The sequence below is a fragment of the Pseudomonas sp. NFPP02 genome (assembly GCF_900119355.1).
Classification (GTDB): domain Bacteria; phylum Pseudomonadota; class Gammaproteobacteria; order Pseudomonadales; family Pseudomonadaceae; genus Aquipseudomonas; species Aquipseudomonas paracarnis.
This window is the reverse complement of the sequence record NZ_FPJI01000009.1, coordinates 144732-165584: the sequence shown is the minus strand read 5'-3', so window position 1 is coordinate 165584 and position 20853 is coordinate 144732. Positions and strand designations below refer to the sequence as shown.

The 20853-nt window shown below is 60.1% G+C and carries 17 protein-coding genes; 3 read left to right on the top strand and 14 right to left on the bottom strand.

Annotation, left to right across the window (positions count from 1 at the left end; all coding sequences use genetic code 11):
- Positions 1–103: 103 nt before the first annotated feature.
- The 6 genes from BT204_RS17265 to BT204_RS17240 form a co-directional block, all read right to left on the bottom strand.
- Positions 104–1501 carry a sigma-54-dependent transcriptional regulator gene (locus BT204_RS17265; protein WP_034126458.1) on the bottom strand — a complete coding sequence of 466 codons (1398 nt, stop codon included), beginning with the start codon at positions 1499–1501 and terminating at the stop codon, positions 104–106.
- Positions 1491–3269: a sensor histidine kinase gene (locus tag BT204_RS17260; protein WP_057976061.1), complete on the bottom strand. Its 1779-nt coding sequence runs from the start codon at positions 3267–3269 to the stop codon at positions 1491–1493. Before BT204_RS17260 ends, BT204_RS17265 begins: the two co-directional genes overlap by 11 nt.
- Complete coding sequence (locus BT204_RS17255) at positions 3269–4393, bottom strand: GNAT family N-acetyltransferase (protein ID WP_054917754.1); 1125 nt, start codon at positions 4391–4393, stop codon at positions 3269–3271. Before BT204_RS17255 ends, BT204_RS17260 begins: the two co-directional genes overlap by 1 nt.
- A gap of 165 nt (positions 4394–4558) precedes the next feature.
- The gene (locus BT204_RS17250) at positions 4559–5407 is read right to left on the bottom strand and encodes an alpha/beta hydrolase (protein ID WP_072447609.1); all 849 of its coding nucleotides are present in this window, start codon (positions 5405–5407) and stop codon (positions 4559–4561) included.
- Complete coding sequence (locus BT204_RS17245) at positions 5404–6798, bottom strand: aspartate aminotransferase family protein (RefSeq protein ID WP_072447608.1); 1395 nt, start codon at positions 6796–6798, stop codon at positions 5404–5406. The genes BT204_RS17250 and BT204_RS17245 overlap by 4 nt, the downstream gene beginning before the upstream one ends.
- The gene (locus tag BT204_RS17240) at positions 6791–7495 is read right to left on the bottom strand and encodes an MtnX-like HAD-IB family phosphatase (RefSeq protein ID WP_054897708.1); all 705 of its coding nucleotides are present in this window, start codon (positions 7493–7495) and stop codon (positions 6791–6793) included. Before BT204_RS17240 ends, BT204_RS17245 begins: the two co-directional genes overlap by 8 nt.
- Before the next feature lie 241 nt (positions 7496–7736).
- On the opposite strand from BT204_RS17240, the gene BT204_RS17235 reads away from it, so the two are divergent.
- On the top strand, positions 7737–8507 hold the full coding sequence (locus tag BT204_RS17235) for a MipA/OmpV family protein (RefSeq protein ID WP_054897707.1): 771 nt from the start codon (positions 7737–7739) through the stop codon (positions 8505–8507).
- A 133-nt stretch (positions 8508–8640) separates the two neighbouring features.
- Here BT204_RS17235 and BT204_RS17230 read toward each other — a convergent pair whose 3' ends face one another.
- The 5 genes from BT204_RS17230 to BT204_RS17205 all read right to left on the bottom strand — a co-directional run bounded on the left by BT204_RS17230 (position 8641) and on the right by BT204_RS17205 (position 12860).
- On the bottom strand, positions 8641–9045 hold the full coding sequence (locus BT204_RS17230) for a transporter (protein WP_054917752.1): 405 nt from the start codon (positions 9043–9045) through the stop codon (positions 8641–8643).
- Positions 9042–9422 carry a DMT family transporter gene (locus BT204_RS17225; protein ID WP_003188930.1) on the bottom strand — a complete coding sequence of 127 codons (381 nt, stop codon included), beginning with the start codon at positions 9420–9422 and terminating at the stop codon, positions 9042–9044. Before BT204_RS17225 ends, BT204_RS17230 begins: the two co-directional genes overlap by 4 nt.
- Positions 9419–10339: an arginase family protein gene (locus BT204_RS17220; RefSeq protein ID WP_057976072.1), complete on the bottom strand. Its 921-nt coding sequence runs from the start codon at positions 10337–10339 to the stop codon at positions 9419–9421. Before BT204_RS17220 ends, BT204_RS17225 begins: the two co-directional genes overlap by 4 nt.
- A gap of 789 nt (positions 10340–11128) precedes the next feature.
- On the bottom strand, positions 11129–11782 hold the full coding sequence (locus BT204_RS17210) for a DsbA family oxidoreductase (protein ID WP_034126450.1): 654 nt from the start codon (positions 11780–11782) through the stop codon (positions 11129–11131).
- A gap of 58 nt (positions 11783–11840) precedes the next feature.
- The gene (locus tag BT204_RS17205; protein ID WP_034126527.1) at positions 11841–12860 is read right to left on the bottom strand and encodes an alpha/beta fold hydrolase; all 1020 of its coding nucleotides are present in this window, start codon (positions 12858–12860) and stop codon (positions 11841–11843) included.
- A 182-nt stretch (positions 12861–13042) separates the two neighbouring features.
- Between BT204_RS17205 and metR the strand changes: the two genes are divergently transcribed.
- Positions 13043–13960: a transcriptional regulator MetR gene (gene metR, locus BT204_RS17200; RefSeq protein ID WP_003188924.1), complete on the top strand. Its 918-nt coding sequence runs from the start codon at positions 13043–13045 to the stop codon at positions 13958–13960.
- A gap of 132 nt (positions 13961–14092) precedes the next feature.
- On the opposite strand, the gene BT204_RS17195 is transcribed toward metR, so the two are convergent.
- Both BT204_RS17195 and BT204_RS17190 read right to left on the bottom strand, forming a co-directional pair.
- Complete coding sequence (locus BT204_RS17195; protein ID WP_072447606.1) at positions 14093–14593, bottom strand: GNAT family N-acetyltransferase; 501 nt, start codon at positions 14591–14593, stop codon at positions 14093–14095.
- Positions 14590–15000, bottom strand: coding sequence for an NUDIX hydrolase (locus BT204_RS17190; protein ID WP_034126447.1), 411 nt, complete (start codon positions 14998–15000; stop codon positions 14590–14592). Before BT204_RS17190 ends, BT204_RS17195 begins: the two co-directional genes overlap by 4 nt.
- Positions 15001–15197: 197 nt before the next feature.
- Between BT204_RS17190 and BT204_RS17185 the strand changes: the two genes are divergently transcribed.
- The gene (locus BT204_RS17185; protein WP_072447604.1) at positions 15198–19379 is read left to right on the top strand and encodes a dermonecrotic toxin domain-containing protein; all 4182 of its coding nucleotides are present in this window, start codon (positions 15198–15200) and stop codon (positions 19377–19379) included.
- On the opposite strand, the gene BT204_RS17180 is transcribed toward BT204_RS17185, so the two are convergent.
- The gene (locus BT204_RS17180) at positions 19380–20693 is read right to left on the bottom strand and encodes a response regulator c-di-GMP phosphodiesterase, NosR family (protein WP_072447602.1); all 1314 of its coding nucleotides are present in this window, start codon (positions 20691–20693) and stop codon (positions 19380–19382) included.
- Positions 20694–20853 lie beyond the last annotated feature (160 nt).

Here is a 20853-nt window from a genome sequence, read left to right as displayed (position 1 = left end):
GAATGCAGCCAAGGACGCTCCGCGTCCACACGCGTGACGCAGAGCGTCACCAGAGGCACTCCCACGTGGAGCGTGGGAGCGATCATGAGTTACCACACTCAGATCAGCGCACGATCTTGTCGACCTGAATCCCCAGCTTCTTCAGGCGATACCAGAAGCTCCTTTCGGAAATCCCGATCCGCTGCGCCGCCGCGGCCTGCACCCCATTGCTCTCCTGCAGCGCCGCAAGAATATAGGCTTTCTCCACTTCGGCCAGCGCCGCATCCAGATCCCGCGGCACGCCTGGGCCGTCGCTGAGGATCGCGGTCACATCACCCTCGCTCGGTGTGGAAGCAAACAGATACCCCGGCAAATCAATATCCTCGATCACCGATGAAGCCGCCACGATGGTTGCGCGCTCCACGCAGTTTTGCAGCTCGCGGATATTGCCCGGCCAGTGATACGCCGCCATGGCCTGCAACGCCTCGGGGCTGAAACCGGTGATACGTTTGCCAGTGGTGGCGCTCAAAGTGTGAGCGAAGTGGCGCGCCAGGGGCGCGATGTCTTCCACGCGTTCGCGCAACGACGGCAACGGAATCGGAAAGACATTGAGGCGGTAATACAGGTCTTCGCGAAACTCCTTGGCCGCCACCGCATCCAGCAGGTTCTTGTTGGTGGCGGCAATTACTCGTACATCCACCTTGCGCTCGCGGGGGTCGCCTACCGGCTCGATAACCCGCTCCTGCAAGGCGCGCAGAATCTTGGCCTGCAACGCCAAGGGCATATCACCGACTTCATCCAGAAACAGCGTGCCCTTGTCGGCCTGCATGAAGCGCCCTACCCGGTCAGCCACGGCGCCGGTGAACGCGCCTTTGCGATGGCCGAACATTTCGCTTTCCAACAAGCCTTCAGGAATGGCTGCGCAATTGACCGCCACGAAGGGTTGGTCGGCACGGCTGCCATGCTTGTGGATGGCGCGGGCGACCATTTCCTTGCCAGTGCCGCTTTCGCCGGTCAGCAGGATAGTAGCGTTGCTGTCACGCACCGAATCCACCGCCTGGAGCACTTGGCGAAACGCCGGACTGTCGCCCACCAGGCTGTCGAACTGAGCATGCTCGTCCAGCTCGGCGCGCATGCGCGCGTTGTCGCGCATGATGTCGCGAAATTGCAGGGCCTTGGCCACGGTGATGTCCAGCTCGTCGATGTCGAACGGCTTGGCAATGTAGTCATAGGCACCGTTACGCATCGACTGCACGGCGTTTTTCACCGTGCTGTAGGCCGTCATCACGATTACCGGCAAAGTCGGATAACGCACCTTGATCTCGGCCAGCAACGCCGGCCCGTCCATGCCCGGCATGCGCCAGTCGCTGATGACCAGGTCGATGTCCTCCTCCCCCAGCACCTTGAGCGCATGCAGGCCATTGCCCGCGCTGAACACCTGGATGCCGTTCTGGCTCAAGGCCTGGGTCAGCAGATCACAGAGCTTGGGCTCGTCGTCGACCACCAATACGTTATGCGTCATGCCCGTCCTCATCTTCACCGTCGTCTTCACCGTCAGCCGGAATGTACAGGCTGAAGGTCGCGCCGGCATCTTTCTCACTGGCGCATTCGATGCTGCCGTCGTGACTTTCCATGATCGAATAGACTTTGGCCAGGCCCAGGCCTGTGCCCGAGGCCTTGGTGGTGACGAATGGCGTGAAGATGCGCTCCACCATGTCCGCCGGGATGCCTTCGCCGGTATCGGCGATGCTGATCACAGTGTTGTCGCCCACGCTGCGAATGCCCAGGGTCAGGCGCCCGCCGTCGGGCATCGCGTCGACGGCGTTGAGAATCAGGTTGAGACAGGCCTGTTTGAGCTGCTTGGCATCGGCGTAGATCGTCGCGCCAGGCGCCTGGTCGTCGATCTGCGCGTCAATGCGATGGCTACTCAGCTCCGGGCCGCAGAAACCGAGGATTTCTTCCACCAGGGCGCGTGCCGGTTGCTGCACGCGTATCGGCGGGTTGGGCTTGGCGAAATCGAGGAACTCGGTAATCAGCTCGTTGATGCGGCTGACTTCGCTGATGACATATTCCAGGTGACGCTTGTCGGTTTCCGCAAGGTCAGCGCGCCGATGCAACAGTTGGGTGGCGGTCTTGATGATGCCCAGTGGGTTGCGAATTTCGTGAGCCAGGCCCATGGCGACTTCACCCAGGGCATGCAAGCGGTCACGCCGACGCAGTTGGGCTTCCAGGTGATGCAACTCGCCCAGGCGTTCGGTCATGTGGTTGAAGGTGCTGCTCAATTGCGCCAGTTCGTCACCGCCACTGACCACCACACGGTGCGCATAACTGCCCGAGATCACCGCATCCACGCCTTGGGACAAATCGCGCAGGGGCTTGGTCAGGCGCCGCGACACCAACAACCCGGCCGCCAGTGACAGCGCCGAGCTGACCAGGAAGATCAGCACGAACAAGTTGCTCTGGTTCACCAACCCCACCAGGCTGGTATGGCGTAGCAGGCCGCTGAAGATCACGCCTTGCAACTCGCCGGCATCATTGAAAATCGGCCAATACAAACCGCTGTACTGGTTAGTGAACTGCTCGCTGGGCTGCTTGGTGCTGCGCAGGTAGGCCTCGACATTCTTGGGGATGCGCGAGGGGTGATTGGCGAAGCGCTGGGTGGAAAATATTTCGGAAAAACCGGCAGGGTTGGCCAGGTACAAACGCAGGTCGAGGGAATGCACATCGGCCACGCTGGTGAGAAAACTGCTGTCCAGGTAAGTGGCGACCAGCAACAGGTAATCAACTCCGTCACGGCTGGTTTCGAAGGTGGACACCACAAGGCCCGTGCTCACGCCGGCGACTTGCACGGTTTGCAGCACCGCGTTGCTGGTGAGGTTGATCTGCCTGACGATGTCATCGGCGGCCGTGCTGAACATCACTTTACGGTCGCTGGTGCGGATCAGCGCGACCACGTCGATATCGGTGGCATCGGCAATGTCGGCGGTGAGCCGGTCATGCTTCTCGGCATTTTTGGACGACGGCGGGCTGGTATAGCGCAGGAACAGCTTGGCCATGCGCGCGTTGTCGTGAAGGATGTCGCCGATTTCGTCCTTGACGATCTTGGTCGACTCTTGCAGCCAGATACGCACGTTGCTGTCGAAAATCTGCGACAGCGTGGTGGCTGCCAGCTCAGCCGCGATCATGGTGGGAATCACGCTGACCAGCCAGAACGCCAGCACCAGCTTGCGCTGGACGCTCCAACGCGAGATGGCAAAGGGGCGGGCTTTCTGGCGGGTCTTGGTAATCATCAGGTTTCGCTTATCGCAGCAGCCATGGCAGGGTCGGAACGATCCGGTCGAATAAACAGTTTTACAAGCTTGAGCAGGCCGTTGACCAGCCGGTTACGGTGGCGGAAGAACAGGCTGTTGCCCTCGAACTCGCACCCCAGGCGCAGTTTACTGGCATACCCGGCCTGGCCACACTCGTACACCGGAATACGGTGTTCAATACAATAGTCGACATTGGTCAACCAACTGCGGAAGTACAGGTTGTACTCGCGGCTGAACTCAAGGTCATGGCCAAAGAACTTGTCCACCAGCCGATGCTCATCCAGCAGGATAAGGTTGAACGCCACCAAGCGCTCGTCCACCCAGTACAGAACACAGACCGCCCGCTCGTGCAGGTGTTCGAGCACGCCCGTGAAGTAACCGGCGGGCAGGCGTTCGAACTGCAAGTCTGCGCGCGCGAGCGTGGCTTCATACAGGCGCATGACCTCGGGCAGCACGTCATCGATATTACGCCGCCACTCGACCCGCGGCCCTGGTGCGCGCAGTTTTCGGCGCAGGTCCTTGCGCGTGGATTTGCCCAGCGAACCCAGGTAGGCATCCACCGAGCCATAAGGCAGCGGCAACACCCCCGTGGGCAAGCTGGGCATGCTTTGAAAACCTGCGGCAAGGCAGCTCTGGGTCCAATGCGGGTCGTTGGTGGGCGCATCCTTGACCGCCAGCAAGCCGATACCGAGCGCGTCGGCATCGCTGCGCGCAGCCTCCAGTAACTGCTGCAACAGCAACGGGCGCCGGGATTCGGGCACATGGCTGGCGACACCGGCATCACAGCGTTCAGCCACCGGCGAACCGATGGCGTACAACGCCAATTGCAAAACGCCAGGCCACAGCTGCTCCAGGCGCTCGGTCAAGCGCTTGCCGGCCCCCGACACCGTGGTGTCGAGGCGATAATGGGTGACGAACGCGGCAGCCACGGCCACCAGCATTTGATCCTCGAAGACCGCGAGGTAACGCCACTGAAAGTCATCGATCGCGGCGTTTTCCACGGCCAGGTAATAGTCCCAATCCTCCAGGGCACCGGGAAAACAGTCGTTCCAGGCATCGCGCTGGATAGCCCGGATGGTCGGGAAGGCTTGGGTGGTTATCACAGTTTTTCCTTATCAACACCGTTCTACTGTAGGAGCGAGCTTGCTGTGGCGAGGGAGCTTGCTCCCGCTCGACTGCGCAGCAGTCGCAGGCTTTTGGGGGTGCTTCGCACCCCAGCGCAAGCAAGCTTGCTCGCCACAGCAAGCTCGCTCCTACAAGTAAACTAATCACGCCACACGATTGAGTTGCACTGCGTGCTGCTCGACAAACTTGGCACTCAACTCGATCACCCGCCGGTACTGCAAATCGACCGTGATCATGTGGTAGCAGTTGTCCAACAGGATCTTTGTCACCGGCCCGCCGAGGTGGCGCTCCACGTAATCGGCGTTCCAGCGGCTGGTGATGTCGTCCTCGATGGAGTGCAGCACCAGCGCCGGCACCTTGATCTGGTGCATGCGCTTCTTGACCACGGCGTTCATGCGGTGCAGCTCGCGCACGGTGATGCCTTCCATGGTCAGCAACCCCGCCTCGCTGCTCTCGCCTTCCTTCATCTGCCGCTCGACGATGGCCCGCAGGCGCTCGTTCTTGATGCCGTAGGGCGGCTTCTCTTCGAAGCTGCAAATGTGTACGCCGAATGGAATCTTCATCAGCAACGGCGTGAGGAACGCCAGCTTGTTGATGCTCCAACCGTCGTACTTCAAGGTGGTGGAATACATCAGCAACCCGGCGACTTGCCCAGGATGTTCGGACGCCACATACATCGACATCACCGCGCCCATGGACAAGCCACCGACAAACACCTGCCCGTGGCGTTGCTTGACCTGTACGAAGGTCTTGCGCACGCCTTCGTACCAGTCCTGCCAGCCAGTGGCCTGCAAGTCGCTGTTGTCGCCGCAGTGCCCCGCCAGTGTGGGCACATACACCGTGCAGTTACCCACCTTGGCCAGGCCCTTCGCGACCTGGCGCAACTCGGTCGGCGTGCCGGTCAGGCCGTGGATCAACAGGATCCCGACCGGACCTTCACCGAGAACGAAACCGGCAGTACCTTCACCGAGGTCGATCCCTTGAGCATTCACCGCGTGGTCGCTCGCACCAGCAGTTGCTCGAGCAACTTCAGGCCCAGATCGATTTCCGGGTAGCTGATTTCCAGCGACGGCGCCAGGGTGATCACGTTCTTGTAGTAACCGCCTACGTCGAGGATCAGCCCGAGTTTCTGGCCGTCTACCAGCATGTCGCCTTTCATGCCTTCTTCGACCATGTAGTCCAGGGTCGCCTTGTCCGGGGTGAAGCCATCCGGGCCGCAGATTTCGCAGCGCAGCGCCAGGCCCAGGCCGTCCACATCGCCGATGATCGGGAAGCGTTTTTGCAAGTCTTGCAGGCCTTCCAGGAAGTATTTGCCCTTGGCCATGACCATGGCGCCGTAGTCGACTTCGCTGGTCATCTTGAACATTTCCAGGCCCACCGCCGTGCCCAAGGGGTTGGAGGCGAAGGTGGAGTGGGTAGAACCTGGCGGGAAGATCTTCGGGTTGATCAACTCTTCACGGGCCCAGATGCCGCCCAGTGGGTTGAGGCCGTTGGTCAGCGCCTTGCCGAACACGATCACGTCCGGCTGTACGTCGAAGTGTTCGATCGACCAGAGTTTGCCGGTGCGGTAGAAGCCCATCTGGATTTCATCCGACACCATCAAAATGCCGTGCTGATCCAATACGTGCTTGAGCTCGCGGTAGAAGTTCATTGGCGGGATCACATAGCCGCCAGTGCCCTGGATCGGCTCTACGTAAAACGCGGCGTATTCGCTGCTGCCGACTTTCGGGTCCCACACGCCGTTGTATTCGGTCTCGAACAGTCGGGCGAATTGCTGCACGCAGTGGCTGCCGTACTCTTCCTTGGTCATGCCTTTAGGGCCACGGAAGTGGTACGGGAACGGGATGAACTGCGCACGTTCGCCAAAGTGGCCGTAACGACGACGATAGCGGTAGCTGGAGGTGATCGACGAGGCGCCAAGGGTACGCCCGTGGTAACCGCCTTCGAAGGCGAACATCAGGCTCTTGCCGTTGGTAGCGTTACGCACCACCTTCAGGGAATCTTCGATGGACTGCGAACCGCCGACGTTGAAGTGCACACGGCCATCGAGGCCGAACTTGTTCTTGGCATCGACCGCGATCATTTCCGACAGCTCGATCTTGCCTTTGTGCAGGTACTGGCTGGCGATTTGCGGCAGCGTGTCGATCTGCTTTTTCAGCGCGTTGTTCAAGCGCGGGTTGGCATAGCCGAAGTTGACGGCCGAGTACCACATTTGCAGGTCGAGGTAGGCCTGGTCTTCGGTGTCCCACACATAAGAGCCTTCGCAGCGGCTGAAAATACGCGGCGGCTCGATGTAGTGAACGGTGTCGCCGTAGGAGCAGTACTTGGCTTCTTTATCCAGGAGAACCTGGTCTTCGGCGGTAGCGATACGGATATCAGACATGATGGAAGAGTTCCTGATTGTCAGAAGAGGTGTTGAAGGTGGTGGCGTTGGCGGCGAGGCCTTGAGGCAGCTTGGCCAGCAACGCCGGCACTTGCGCAAAGGTGTCGAAGCGCGCATGAGGGATCTGGTGGGCGACGCAGTAGTCGGCGAGGCTGCCCTTGGCGAACACGAAGTCGGCGGTGGAGGCCACGCACATGTCGGACTTGCCGTCGCCGATCACCAGCACGCGCTTGTTGCGCGGCGTGGATTTGCACTTGCAGTTGCCGGCAGCAGCGCGACAGGCATCGCTGGCATACGGGAAGTCGATGCGCCAGCTGTCCTGGTCAACCTGGCGCAGGCGGTTGGCGAGGATCGGCAGCAGGGTCACGTAGTTGCGCGAAAGGATGCGGGCAATGCCCTGCTCGATGCCATCGCTGACCACTTCGATGGAAGCACCCAGGCCCATGACGTGATCGACAAAATCCGGGAAGTCCGGGTCGATCTCGACGCTGTCAAAGTACGCCAGCAGTTCAGCCGGGGTGGCCTTGATCAGCGCCAGTTGGCGGCTCAGGCATTCGCGTGAACCGATATGCCCATCCAGCCATTCCTGCTCAATGGTTTCCCACTCGGGGCCGGCGAAGCGTTGGAGGACGTTGTCGATGACATCCGTGGGAGTAATGGTCCCGTCGAAGTCACACACGATATGCCAGTTGATCATCTGCCTTTCCTTTAGGTAAAGGGCCTTGGAGGAGCGCGCTGTATGCGCTTGCCAAGGGATAGAGCAGGGACTGTGCCAACTGGCGAAAACCCCGCAGGGCTGGGGGTTAGGGCGAAATGCGCGGTGATAGGTGTCGCGGGAGCTACAATTTTTGTAGCTTGCTACAAACAACATGAGTGCTTGCGCAGGCGCGTCGGTTTGCGCGTTCATGCGCGCCTGCCCACCTTCAGGAAACGTCCCCATGTCCAAGCTCGCTGCTGCTGTATTCACCGGTTTACTTGGAGGGTGGGGCCTTTGCAGCGCCGCGTGGGCAGAAGGCATCACGGGCGACGTGGGCGCGGGCCTCAGCTATCAGCCCCACGACCCCAGCGGCAGCCGCTACGAAACCCGGCCTGTGCCTTACCTGGACCTGGATTGGGGCGACGTCAGCCTGAGTACCGATGACGGCCTCACCTGGAGCGCCCTGGATACCCACGGCCTTACCGCTGGCCCCTATATCAACTACCTGCCGGGGCGTACCTCCAACGGCGAATTGCAGGGCCTGCGCAACGTGTCGGACATGGCCGAGGTGGGCGGTTTCGTCCAATATGCCCCGGCCAATTTCTGGCGGGTCTACGCGCAATTGGGCCAGGCCGTGGGCGGCGGGCATTCCCAGAGCGGCGCCCTGGGTAAAATCGGCGGCGAACTGGGTTACCCCGTGGGTGGCGGGATTATCGGCAGCAATAGCCTGGTTGCGCATTTTGCCGATGCGCGCCAGACCAACACCTTCTTCGGCGTGGACAACAACGAAGCCGTAGCTTCAGGCTTGCGGCCTTATAACGCGAGCGGGGGCTTCCAGAACGTGACGCTGAGCCAAAGCTTCGCCTTCCCCCTGGCGCCCCATTGGTCGCTGCTGACCAGCGCCAGCTGGGTACACCTGGTGGGGTCGGCGGCCAAGAGCAGCATCGTCAAGGAGGCTGGCCATGTGAATCAGGGCCAGGTGCAGACGGCGATCAGCTACACCTTTGACTGAATCACCTGGGAGCAAAATGTGGGAGCGGGCTTGCTCGCGAAAGCAGTGTGTCAGTCACCCGATACTTCACTGATCCACCGCATTCGCGAGCACGCCCGCTCCCACAATGGGCCTGTGTTTCATAGCTCTATCTTCAGTGTTCCTCGCCCTCAGCCAACAGTGCGATACCACCGATAATTACCACCACGCCCACCCAATGCAACGCGCTGATGTGCTCCCCCAACCCCAGCCAAGAGCCCAGCAGCACCGCCACAAACACCAGCGAACTCAGCGGAAACGCCAGGGACAAACTGCTACGCCGCAGGATCAGCATCCACACAAAAAACGCACCCAGATAGCTGGCAATCGCCGCCAGAATCCCCGGGTTGCGCGCCACGTCCGCCAGCCATTGCCAACTGAAGTCCATCGGCCCCAACTGATCGCCGGCCACCTTGGTGAACAACTGCCCGGCGCTTTCGGTGGCGATCAGCAGTGCCCATAGCACCAGGGTGCCAACACGCCCGTGCAGCCAGCCGGTATTGATTGTTTGCGTTGTCATGCCTGATTCCCCGCGATCGCTACCAACATCACACCTAAAGTAATCACCAGCGTGCCCAGCCAACGACGCCGACTGACGGTCTCCTTGAGCACCACCCTGCCTGCCAGTACCACCAGGCAATAGGCCAACGCCGCCAGCGGAAACAGCAGACTCAAGGGCGCACGGGACAGCGCTTCGAGCCACACAAAAAACTCAATCACGTAGGCGCCGACGCCGGCCCACAACAGCGGCGCATTGAACACCTGGCCCCAGAACGCACGCAGGCGAAAACCGCCATCGAGTTGCGGCAAACGGTCCACGCCCAATTTGAAACACAGCTGGCCAATCACATCGAGGACGATGGAAAACGCCAGTAACAGCACCACGGTCAGGGTCACGGGAACAGCTCCTCAAACAGGTCGATCAAGGCTTCATTGGTTGCGGCATTGCGCTGCAAGTCTTGCGGGCTCCAGCGCTCCGGTGGCGGCTGGTCGGACTTGGCTTCCCAGCGCTTGAACGCGTTGCTGAATGCCGGCGTAGCGAACTCACCGCAGACGTCAATGCCAATGATGCGTTTACCCGCCGCCAACGCCCGCAGGGCCTGGAGCAAATGGGTCAGGCGCATGCCGCCCTGGTCCCAGTTGGTGGCGGCGTCTTCACTGGCGAGCACATCTTTGTCGATGGTGATCCAGATCGCCTCGGTGGGCAGGCTGGCAATCATCTGGTCGAGGAAGGCGCCCCAATCCAGGTCCGCCAGGTTGCGCCAGTGCAGGAGGTTTTCCTGTTGCTGGTGGCCGGCGCCGTCCCCCACCCGGCCCCAGACCTTGGACGGCGGATGCTGCCAGGGAAACAGCTGCAAACGCCCGCGCTTGAGGGCGCCAAGGTTGCCGCCGCGCAGTTGCGGGTTATGCAGGTCATCGCTGCACGGGCCGAGGGTGACGATGCGTTGGATCGCTGGCATCTTCAGCGCCCGGTTGACCCACGAACCACAGTGCCGCTTGGGCGCAAAGCGCACCCAGTCTGGGTGGTTGTCAAAGTGAATCAGGCTGACGGGCTCTTTGAGGTCGGCCAAAAACGCTGGCGTAAGGTGGTGATAATCGCCGGAGCCGACAAACAGGATTTCCGGGCGCGCGTCACGGGGCCGTGGCCGTTGGGCCAGGCGCTCGACGAAACGCTTCCAGGTTTTTTCGGTGGACCACAAACGCAATTTCGGGCCCAGGTCCAGCAGGTCCAGGCGCGTGGCCCGACCGCTGGCCAACCGCCGGGCAATCGGTGCCTGGCCGGTGAGGCTGTGGTCAAGGTCAAGAATATTCAAGGTAAGTTTCACCCCTAATGGCAGTGCCCAACCGCAGGCCGGTTGGGCTTTAGGGGGGTAATGCAAGGGATGGGCCAGCGCTTCTCTTAATGCCGACACAGATCAAATGTGGGAGCTGGCTTGCCTGCGATGGCCTCTACACAACTTTGTGGGTTGTAACAGCAGACGCTAACCACGATGCGAAGCGAGTCGCTCTTGCTCTTGCTCTGCTTTTGATCTTAAGCGCCCCGTTAAACCACGCTGGCCGAACGCAGGCTTGAATTCGTGGGTAACCCGGCAGGACGCCGGGTTAGCCGCCCCGCGCCATGGATGGCGCGGGGCGGCGGCCCACGGATTCAAGCCTGCGTTCGGGCACACCGAGCCTAAGCGAGGTGCCGAGTGGTGGGGCAAGAGCGTTTTGCTTACTTTTGCGATTTTCAAAAGTGAGCCGCTGTCAGAGCGGAACCCTAAGTGGCCGTTACCGCAGCAATGGATATGTACACGGTCCAACTGTGTCGCCTGTCAGGCCGCCTTCGCGAGCAAGCCCGCTCCCACAGTTTGATCGCGGGGTGTCAGGTAGATAGGCATTGGCTGGTAGGCCGCCATCGCAGGCAAGCCAGCTCCCACATTTGAATCGCGGGGTGTCAGGTAGCTAGGCGCCGGCTGTCAGTCCGTCACGGGAGCAAGCTCCCTCGCCACAGGTCCAGCGTCACACCAAAGCTGTGTAGATACCTATGCTGCGATGGCGGTGTTTCAGCCAACTCATTTGCAACTGACAGCCAGCTCCCACATTTTGCTGCGTGCTCGGCCTCAGGATTTCGATTCGTTGATGATCTGGCGAATCGCGCCGACGAAGGCTTCCGCCGGTTGCCCACCGCTCACCGCATATTGGTCATTGAAGACAATGGTCGGCACCGAACTCACTCCACGAGAAACCCACAGCTGTTCCTGCTCGCGGACTTCGGCGGCGTATTCATCGCTGGCAAGAATCTCGGCGGCGCGCGCAATGTCCAGCCCTACGCTCTCGGCGATGATCGCCAGGGTCGCGTGGTCGGAAGGGTCCTGGCCATCGCTGAAATACGCCTTGAACAGCGCTTCCTTGAGGTTGTATTGCAAACCTTCCAACCCGGCCCAATGCAACAGGCGGTGCGCATCGAAAGTGTTGTAGATACGGCTCTGGCCGTCGGTGCGGAACGCAAAGCCCAATGCGGCGCCCATGTCGCGGATACGCGCACGATTAGCCTGGGACTCTTCAGCCGTGGAGCCGTATTTTTCAGTGATGTGCTCGACGATGTTCTGACCGATGGCGGGCATGTTCGGGTTCAGTTCGAACGGCTGGAAATGAATCTCGGCCTGCACTTCGCTGCCGAGCTGGTCGAGGGCTTCGGTCAGGCCGCGCAGGCCGATGATGCACCAGGGGCAGGATACGTCGCTGACGAAATCGATTTTCAGGGGAGTACTCATGGTGGGCAACCTCGCGTGCAGTCATGCGCATACATAAAGGTTGCACGATACACCACCTTCACAGCACCTTCGAAGGCTCGCTCAAATCGATCTGCGCCCAGTGCGCGGCATCCTGGCGATGGGCTTGCAGATAGGGCAACACCGCCGCCAGCAAGGGCGCCTTGAACGCTTCCTGAAAACGGTGGGCCAGGCCGGGAATCAATTTCAACTGGCTGCCCTGGATATGCGCGGCCAGATGCACGCCGTGCATCACCGGCAGCAAGGGGTCGGCGGTGCCGTGGACGACCAACGCCGGCACGCGCAGTTGGTTGAGCAAGGGCACACGGCTTGGCTCGGCCAGGATTGCCATGATCTGGCGCTTCACGCCTTCGGGGTTGAAGGCGCGGTCATAGGACAGCGCCGCCTGGTGCAACAACGCCTGGCGATCGTCCTTGATATCCGGGCTGCCCAACGCCGCGAGCAAATCCGCCTGTTGCTCCAGCGCCACCTCACGATTGGGCGCGCTGCGCCGCGAGAGCAATTGCACCAGCGCCGCGTTCGGCGCGGGCAAGCCCTCGGCGCCGGAGCTGGTCATGATCAGGGTCAGGCTTTCCACCCGCTGTGGCGCCATGGCCGCCAGGTGTTGAGCGATCATGCCGCCCATGCTCGCGCCGAGTACGTGAAATTGCTGCACCTGCAGCGCGTCCATCAAGCCCAGGGCGTCGTCGGCCATGTCGGTCAACGTATAAGGCGCAGCCACCGGCAAGCCGAGCTTGTAGCGCAGCACTTCGAAGGTCAGGTTGGCGCTCGCCGGCGCCTGCCGCCAGGTGGACAGGCCGACGTCGCGGTTGTCGTAGCGAATCACCCGAAAGCCTTGTTCGCACAGGGCCACCACCACTTCGTCCGGCCAGTGAATCAACTGCCCGCCCAGGCCCATCACCAGCAGCAACGCAGGGTCGGACGCACGGCCGATACTTTGATAGGCGATGCTCACCTGAGCCAGGTCGACCGTTTGGGTCGGGACATTGACATCACATCGAGACGCCGCAAAAGACGGCAGGCCGAACAGTAGAGCGGCCACTAAAAACAACGCACGCATGAAAAACACCAAAACGCAGAACCCCAGTAGAGCGCGAGTCTGATGAAGTTTGTTCAAGCGCGCTGCCACAGTTCGATGACAGTTTGATGAAGAGCGCCCAGTGGTCATGGTCGACACGCCCCACAACATGAGACAAAATCAAGCATTCCGTTTTCGTCGCAAATTTTCTTCATGGAGCGCCTGTGCTCGAAATCCGTCACTTGAAAACCCTGCACGCCTTGCGCGAAGCCGACAGCCTGGTGGAAGCCGCCGAACGCCTGCACCTGACCCAGTCCGCCCTCTCCCATCAGTTCAAGGAACTGGAAGAGCGCCTGGGCATGCCACTGTTCGTGCGCAAGACCAAACCGGTGCGCTTCACCAGCGCCGGCCTACGCCTGCTGCAATTGGCCGACGCCACCCTGCCGTTGTTGCGCGGTGCCGAGCGCGATATTGCGCGGCTGGCCGGGGGTACCGCTGGGCGCTTGCACATGGCGATCGAATGCCACAGTTGTTTCCAGTGGCTGATGCCGACCATCGACCAGTTCCGCGATGCCTGGCCGGAAGTCGAGCTGGACCTGGCCTCGGGCTTTGCCTTCGCGCCGCTGCCGGCCCTGGCCCGTGGCGACCTGGACCTGGTGGTGACCTCCGACCCGCTGGAACTGCCGGGTATCACCTACGTGCCGCTGTTCACCTACGAAGCCATGCTGGCGGTGGCCAACCAGCACGCGTTGGCGAACAAGTCCTACATCGTGCCGGAAGACCTGCTGACAGAAACCCTGATCACCTACCCGGTGGAACGTGACCGCCTGGACATCTTCACCCGCTTCCTGGAACCGGCCGACGTTGAACCGGCCCAGGTGCGGACTTCGGAGCTGACCGTGATGATGATGCAACTGGTGGCCAGCGGCCGTGGGGTGTGCGGTATGCCCCACTGGGCGCTGCATGAATACAGCTCACGCGGGTATGTGAAGGCCAAGCGGTTGGGTGAGAAGGGTTTGTTCGCCACCTTGTATGCGGGCATTCGTGCCGACATGCTGGATGCACCTTATATGCGCGACTTCTTGCTGACGGCCAAGGACACCTCGTTTTCCACCTTGGATGGCGTAAGCGCGGTGCGTTGAGCGGGCTCTGAGTGTGCGGGCGAGTGCCGATCGTTCCCACGCTCTGCGTGGGAATGCCGCCAAGGACGCTCTGCGTCCACGTGGTGACGCGGAGCGTCACGGGATGCGTGCCCACGCAGAGCGTTGGAACGATCAATGTAGCTCGCGCCACATGTGGATCTTGTCGAAGTATTCGACGCCTACCCGCACGGCCAGTGGCTCCAGGCCGTACTGAATGAAACCGCAGCGCTGGTAGAGCGCAAAGGCCGCGTCATTGCCGGCGGTGACGGTCAGCTGGATCAGTTTCAGGCGCGGATGCCGGCGAGCCTCCTCAAGCGCTGCTTGCACCAGTTGCCGCCCCATTCCCTTCTTCTGATAAGCCTCGGTCACGTACATGCCGAACAAGGTCACCTTGTGCCGCGCCTTTTCGCGAGGCTCGTAGGCCAGGCCGACGATGCCGGCCAGTCGCGCCCCATCAAAGCCGCCCAACAGGCAATCCAGCGGGCTGTCGAGACGCTTTTCCCACCAGCTCAATGGCATCGAGGCGCGCTCCGCGACACTGGACGTGAACGCTTGCGGGTACGCGCCATAGGCCTCGAGCATCAATGCCCGATAGGCTTGCGCATCGTCGGCGTCCAGCGGGCGAATCATCATGCGGTTGCCAGCGAATCACGATAGAACGGCAGGATCAAATCGCGCGTCAATGGCGCCAGATGCAAGTCGCCTTCGCCCATGGGATCGATCCAGCACACCTCTTCAATCTCCGCTGCAGGGGTGACGGCGACGTCGACCTGCACCTTGAACAACTCCGCCTCTACGGTAAAACCCGGTTCGTTGGCCGCGGGTGCCGAGAACTGGCCAAGATAGACGGCTTGGCTCGGATCAACGCGCAGGTTCAGCTCCTCGTGCAACTCACGGACGAGCGCCTCGGCAGGTTGCTCGCCGGCGTCGATTTTGCCGCCCGGTTGCATGAAAGCCAGGGTATCGCGCTTGCGCACAAGCAGGGTTTGACCGTCGCCACGGACCAACAGCGCGGCTGCAATGCGGATAGTCTTGGACATGGAAAGCCCTCTCTCGGATTGAAAAGCGGCCAAGGATCCCACGCGCATTCTGCACACGCAACTCGCGAGTGCAGGGCGATTTTTTCCGACATACATACACCGCAGGGTCCAGTTTCGGCCACCCTAAACTCGCAAACTCATATTCAGCAGGGCTCGCTGCACCTCGGTGCGCCGCGCTCTTTTATAAGAGTTTACTCATGCACAATTCATTGCCCACCCTCAAAGAATCATCCACTGACGAACCACAACCGCTGCCGGCCGACAGCACGTCAACCCCTACCGTGCAACCGATGACGCTTGCGGTCGTGCCGCCGGCGTCACTTTCTGCCGAAGAACAACTGGCTTACCTCACCCGTGAACTCGACAAACTCAATGCACAGACCTCTGAACTGGTAAGGCGACAGCCGAGTGTCGGCCGCGTGTACCAGCAGCAATTGGCCGAGATGTTTCCCGATGCACATCTGCCCATCAATCCCAACCAGATTTTTTATAGCCGCTATCGCGAAGACCAGGAAGGACAAAAGCACCTGCTGTCCTGCGAACCACTGGGCTCGCTGCTGGCCACCTTACGCGCGCCTGGCGCAGAGTCTTATCTGACCCAGGAGAGCGGCGCCTTCTACCGCGAATGCAACACCCTGGACACCGATAAAATCCTCTCTGCCAATGCCTCGACGACAACCCTGGCCGCCAGGCTGGAAATAGCCATCACGTTGAGCCTGAATACATTCTGGGGGGCTGGCGAGCCCTCCCAACCCAACACGGAGGAGCAATTGGTCGCGCTGCGACGACAAGTGCTAGCCCATCAACTGGCATTGCGCTCGGTGGACGGCACGTTGTCGGCGCATGCACGGACGCTGGCGCAGAACGTGCTCAAGTACCCAAGTGCTGCGGTACGTGAACAGGTGTTTACCGTCGACAACAGGCCCACGGTGTACCGACTGGCCCTGGAGAATGGCAGTGAATTCGCCGGCGCATTCATTCTGACCCCCACGGGCACGACGCCTCTGACGGGCAAAGTGATGCTCTATAGCCCAAGCGAGGAGTTTGAGGAGTTTGAAAACCTGGCGCGTTTGAATGACACCGTCGCAGCCCGCATACAAGACGGCGCAGCGCCAGGCAAGCTGTTGATCGCAAGCCTGCCGACAGCCGCTCGTACCGCGCTGAGCGGCTTGCCCGTACTGACGACGGCCCCGTCCCAGATAGACGCTGACGTGATTGCTGACAGTGTCCGCGCATTGCGAGTCAGGCAACATTTCTCCGTTCGCGAAGCCTTGCGCAGGGAGACGTTGCCCTCCACAGGCGAGCTCGACCTGGCCGCAGACCTGACGCCACAGTGGGATGTCGCTAATGCTTTTATGGTGCGCAATCTACGCCTGTTGACGGCCGAACCCGCATGGTTGAAAACCTCCGGCGAGCAAGACCAGGCTCGGTACAGGCAACTGGAACAAGAACTGATCGACAGCAATGAGGAACTCACACCTCATCTTGAGAGAATCTTGACACTGGAGGCGTTCTCCCAACAGGAGACCGACAAGGTGCTGAAAAAACAGAAACCTGTGTATGCCAACGTTGATATTGACCCTTATAGAAGCCTGGTTCATCTGCGCGTCACAACGTCCTCCCGGTCGGCCGAGATGACCGGGTATCGTAACGAGGAAGCCACCATTGTCTACATCAGCGAAGACCGCAAGATCAATATCCCGCAGTGCCTGCCAGGCAAAAAACTGACGTGGGGCACCTGGCGTACCCAAACCGTGGTGGATCTGCGCACACTGGGAAGTTATACCCAACGTAATGTCGACCCATGGTCGGTGCATGGCATACATAGAACGATCAGTGCCACCGCCAACATTATTGACACAGCCGGCAACCCTCACGGAAAACTTGGCAACGATGATTTGCGCGCACTCGCAACAGAAGCTGACATTGGCCAAAAATACGATACGTATCTGCGGTCAACCTTCTCGCTGAGCAGCGGGACAAGCAGCTTCGCTACAGTCTGGCAGCGCGCCAACGCGGCAAAAATGAATAAGGACGCGCTTGAGAACCGTCTCAACCCTGACGCAGCCAAACTGTTTACGTTCCAGACGCCAGGCAGTGGGTTTGACTGGATAAAAGCTGTCACTGAACACCCTGATTCAACCACCCGCCCCCGAGTCAGCGAATTCGAGATAGAGGTCAACCTGCTGGTATTGGGCGCCGCGCAAGAGAGGGGCCAAGGCGGGCAGGTCATGCATCGTGTCCTGGTCATTCATCGAAAAGGCACCAAGCCTGACGGGGTCAGTGTGCTGTATACCCCGGATGCACCAGATGGCGTTGCCTTCCGGGAGCTGACCAAGGGGCTGGTGGAGCTGGACACGCTGAAAACAAAACCGGAATGGCAGGCCTATTTCACTTCCCAGATGGCCACTAAGGATACGAAAGAGATCACACGGATCTTCAACGATACGCGCAGTGTGTACCGCTATACCTTGACGCCGATAACCGGCAATTTCCACGCATACCTGTATTCGGCGCAACTGGGTTTTCAACTCGCGCACGCCGACTATCGTTCACGGAGCAATGCGCAAATTTTCCGCGAATCGGCGGTAAACGCCTTTATGTTCGGGGTGGAAACCGCCGATTTTCTGCTCGGGTTGATACCCGGCAAAACCGCCCTGTCGTTTTTGCGCCGAGCTATCAACCGCGGATTAGGCGTGGCCAAGCAGCTGGGGCGGCGCATTCCGGGGCTGGCCAGTAAAGTCGGTACGGACAGGAGCACCGCCATTGTACTGACGGGTGCCTCCCTCCGCCCGTTGGAACCCGCCTGGGTCAATGTGATGCCATATCGGTTGCCTGAGCAAATAGAGCCGTTCTTTGACGTAGTGGAGTTTGCCGACACCCACCGATACAGACTGTCGCGCCAGTCGGGCCGCGCACCGTGTTTTTTTGATAAACACAATAACCAGTTCATCGCGATGCGCGACCCAACAGGCCGCTATCACCTGTATCAGTCCTATGTAGAAGACGGCGCACGCTATGTAAAAGACCCGGCAGGTCACCACGTGGACTTTATGGTCGTACCGGGAGACGCAAAGAGCTGGAAGCCCCGTTTCGAACGAAACGCTGTGGGCGGAGGTTCCGTTCTGGGCGCCCTGCGTCCTCTCACCCCTGAACAGCAAGTGGATGCGGACCTGATCGCGGCCATGCGGCTTTTTGCAACAGAAGGGGAAATGCGGGATTTCGTGCGCGTCATAGAACAAACCGACGCTTCCCTGAAGCTCGATTTGATCACTCGCGCCCGACAACAGCTTGGCACCCTGGATGAAGATGAATTTCGCCGCTGGATGTCGAACTCGAAAAGCTTGAGCCGAGCCAATCAAGAGAGATTACGTAGTTCCCTGTTAAACCTGCGGCTCGAACTGGCCACGGTTGAACATATACACCTGTCGACACAACATTTTGCGCAACCCCTGTCTGCGCGGGACAAGGAAGAACTGTTTAAAAAAGTCAAAAGGCTCATTGGCAAAAACGAGAACCTCGACAAACAAATCAGAACATCGATTGCCGTTGCCGACCCCGATACTGGCGCACAATTTGTCGGGTACGCCATCACCCACAAACACCAGCATGCGATGGATAAATTCGCAGCAAAATATGAACTTTATACTTGGCGGGATGCTGCACTGAAAGTATTTGCATACAAGCCCGAACACCTCGTACGTATTAATCAACTCGCCTCGGATCTGGGAATTACACGCCAGGAGGCGATACGTCGATTCTTACTGCTGCCTGAGACAAAAAGCACCCTGGATGCCTTCATGACGGAGACCTTCAAGGCCAAACTCGCCAAGCTTCAAGTCACCTCCTTTTCAGAGGATTTCAAAAAATCCGGTATTCCCTATATCGCCCTATCCCGAGGCCAGCATGGGGCAGATACTGGCGTAGCGATGGTAGACAGTAGAGACGTCACAGCATTCGAAAAAGCCCTGCCCAAGTTTGCAACGCCTCTGGAGTTCGAAGTCCCCCGCGTTCAAACCCATAGAGTTGAAAGGCCAGCGCCGGCGCTGCCCGTCGGGCCGGAAGTCGTGCCCACTCGCGATCCGCACATCAACATCGTGAAGCTGGATGAACTGGCGAAAACCCAGAAAAAACTCCTGCCCGCCCCTGCCACCGCCAAACTTGAGGAGATCACCCAGGATATCCAAGCCGGTCGCCTCAGCCGCAAGCGAATAGGCAACTTCACCTATGTCGATCTCCCTCAGGTGCAGCCCGGCACGGGCCGTGGTCTTTGGCGCGTGGCAATTGAACAAAACGGCAAAGAAGGTGGCAAAGATGTCTACATCATCAGGGGTATCTTTGATTACCACGCCAGCAAGCACGTAGCCTGGGGCGTATAACTACAGGAGGGGCGGCACCTCGTCCGGCGCCCTGATAAACACACTGTACTTGGCGCCCTCCATCGCCTCGAACGCGATCAGCTTGTCCACCAGCGGCAGGTTCAGCACCTTGCCGGCATTGAGCAATAACATGCCGTTGTCGGCATTGAGGTTGCGCGCCAGCACCATGCCGGCTTCCAGCTCACGGGTGGAGAGGACTTTTACCGTCGGATCACCCAGGGTCACATCGCTGAGGAAGGTCGCGCAGGCTTGCACGAAATCTTCCACCAACGCCGGGTCATACAGGCGCCCGGCGTACTTGCGGATATACAGCAGCGCCTCGTCGCTGTTGAGGTGCCGCTCCAGGATCAGGCCTTTCTGCAATTCGATAAAGTCCACCGCCAGCTTCAGCAGCCGTGAACCGGGCGGGATGGTATCGCCCTTGAGGTGGTCGGGAAACCCCGTGCCGTCCCAACGCTCCTGGTGATGGCGAATGATCCGCGCCGCATCCTTCATCGGCTCCAGGGTCATCAGCAGCGACTCGCTCTGCCCCGGATATTCACGGTACAAGCCGCGGTCGGTGCTGTGCAGCTTGTCCGACGGTGCAACCATCATGCTGTCGGTCCAGCTCAACTTGCCGATGTTGTACAACGCGGCGGCCATGGTCAGGTCACGGGTGCTGGATTCGTCCATGGACTGGGCGGCGCAATACACCCGGATCAACTCGATCAACGCACGGTTGGTCTGTTTGTCCTTGGGCAAGCGCAGGTTGGCCAGCAGCGAAAACACTTCGGTCCCGGTCACGTAGCTGCGCTTGAGCTCATCGTAGGCCAGGTCGAGCATGTCGGCGGTTTGTTGCAACTCGGCGGTACGCGCCGCCACGCGTTTTTCCAGGGTGGCGTTGAGTAGCTTGAGCTGTTCGGTCTGGTCTCGGGCCAGGCGTTCAAGGCGTTGGTGCTCGAGGGTTTGCTGCAACACCAGTTGCAACTCTTCGTCGTTCCAGGGTTTGCTGATGTAGCGGTGGATCTGCCCGTCGTTGATCGCCTTGATGATGGTGGTCAGGTCGGCGTAGCCGGTGAGCAGGATGCGGCTGGTGGCGGGATAAAGGCGGTGGACCTCGGCCAGCAGCGTGGCGCCGTCCATGCCGGGCATGCGCGCATCGCTCATCACCAGATCGATAGGCCGGGTCGCCATGATCTCCAGCGCCTGGGCGCCGCTGGTGGCCAATACCACCTCATAGGGCTGGCCGCGCAACAGGCGGCGCAGGCTGTTAAGGATCGACTCTTCATCGTCGACCAGCAAAACAGCGGACTTCGTAGCGAGTGGTTCATCCATGGCGACTCTGCCTTCAAATTAAACGAAGCTAGGCTAAATTGAATCCGTGTAGCACCAAAACGATGTTGATTTGACGCCAACTGGCCGTCGATATCAAGGGAACTCGACTATGCTGCAGTGCATGCTCGCGCCCCGTTCAGTTGTGGAACCAGGGAAGGAA

Bases quoted from the DNA above. Each gene is read 5' to 3' on its own strand.
- BT204_RS17190 (WP_034126447.1), bottom strand. From the start codon at position 15,000: ATGTCCAAGACTATCCGCATTGCAGCCGCGCTGTTGGTCCGTGGCGAC.
- BT204_RS17195 (WP_072447606.1), bottom strand. From the start codon at position 14,593: ATGATGATTCGCCCGCTGGACGCCGACGATGCGCAAGCCTATCGGGCA.
- BT204_RS17205 (WP_034126527.1), bottom strand. From the start codon at position 12,860: ATGCGTGCGTTGTTTTTAGTGGCCGCTCTACTGTTCGGCCTGCCGTCT.
- BT204_RS17235 (WP_054897707.1), top strand. From the start codon at position 7,737: ATGTCCAAGCTCGCTGCTGCTGTATTCACCGGTTTACTTGGAGGGTGG.
- BT204_RS17185 (WP_072447604.1), top strand. From the start codon at position 15,198: ATGCACAATTCATTGCCCACCCTCAAAGAATCATCCACTGACGAACCA.
- BT204_RS17180 (WP_072447602.1), bottom strand. From the start codon at position 20,693: ATGGATGAACCACTCGCTACGAAGTCCGCTGTTTTGCTGGTCGACGAT.
- BT204_RS17245 (WP_072447608.1), bottom strand. From the start codon at position 6,798: ATGTCTGATATCCGTATCGCTACCGCCGAAGACCAGGTTCTCCTGGAT.
- BT204_RS17210 (WP_034126450.1), bottom strand. From the start codon at position 11,782: ATGAGTACTCCCCTGAAAATCGATTTCGTCAGCGACGTATCCTGCCCC.
- BT204_RS17240 (WP_054897708.1), bottom strand. From the start codon at position 7,495: ATGATCAACTGGCATATCGTGTGTGACTTCGACGGGACCATTACTCCC.
- BT204_RS17265 (WP_034126458.1), bottom strand. From the start codon at position 1,501: ATGACGCATAACGTATTGGTGGTCGACGACGAGCCCAAGCTCTGTGAT.
- BT204_RS17260 (WP_057976061.1), bottom strand. From the start codon at position 3,269: ATGATTACCAAGACCCGCCAGAAAGCCCGCCCCTTTGCCATCTCGCGT.
- BT204_RS17230 (WP_054917752.1), bottom strand. From the start codon at position 9,045: ATGACAACGCAAACAATCAATACCGGCTGGCTGCACGGGCGTGTTGGC.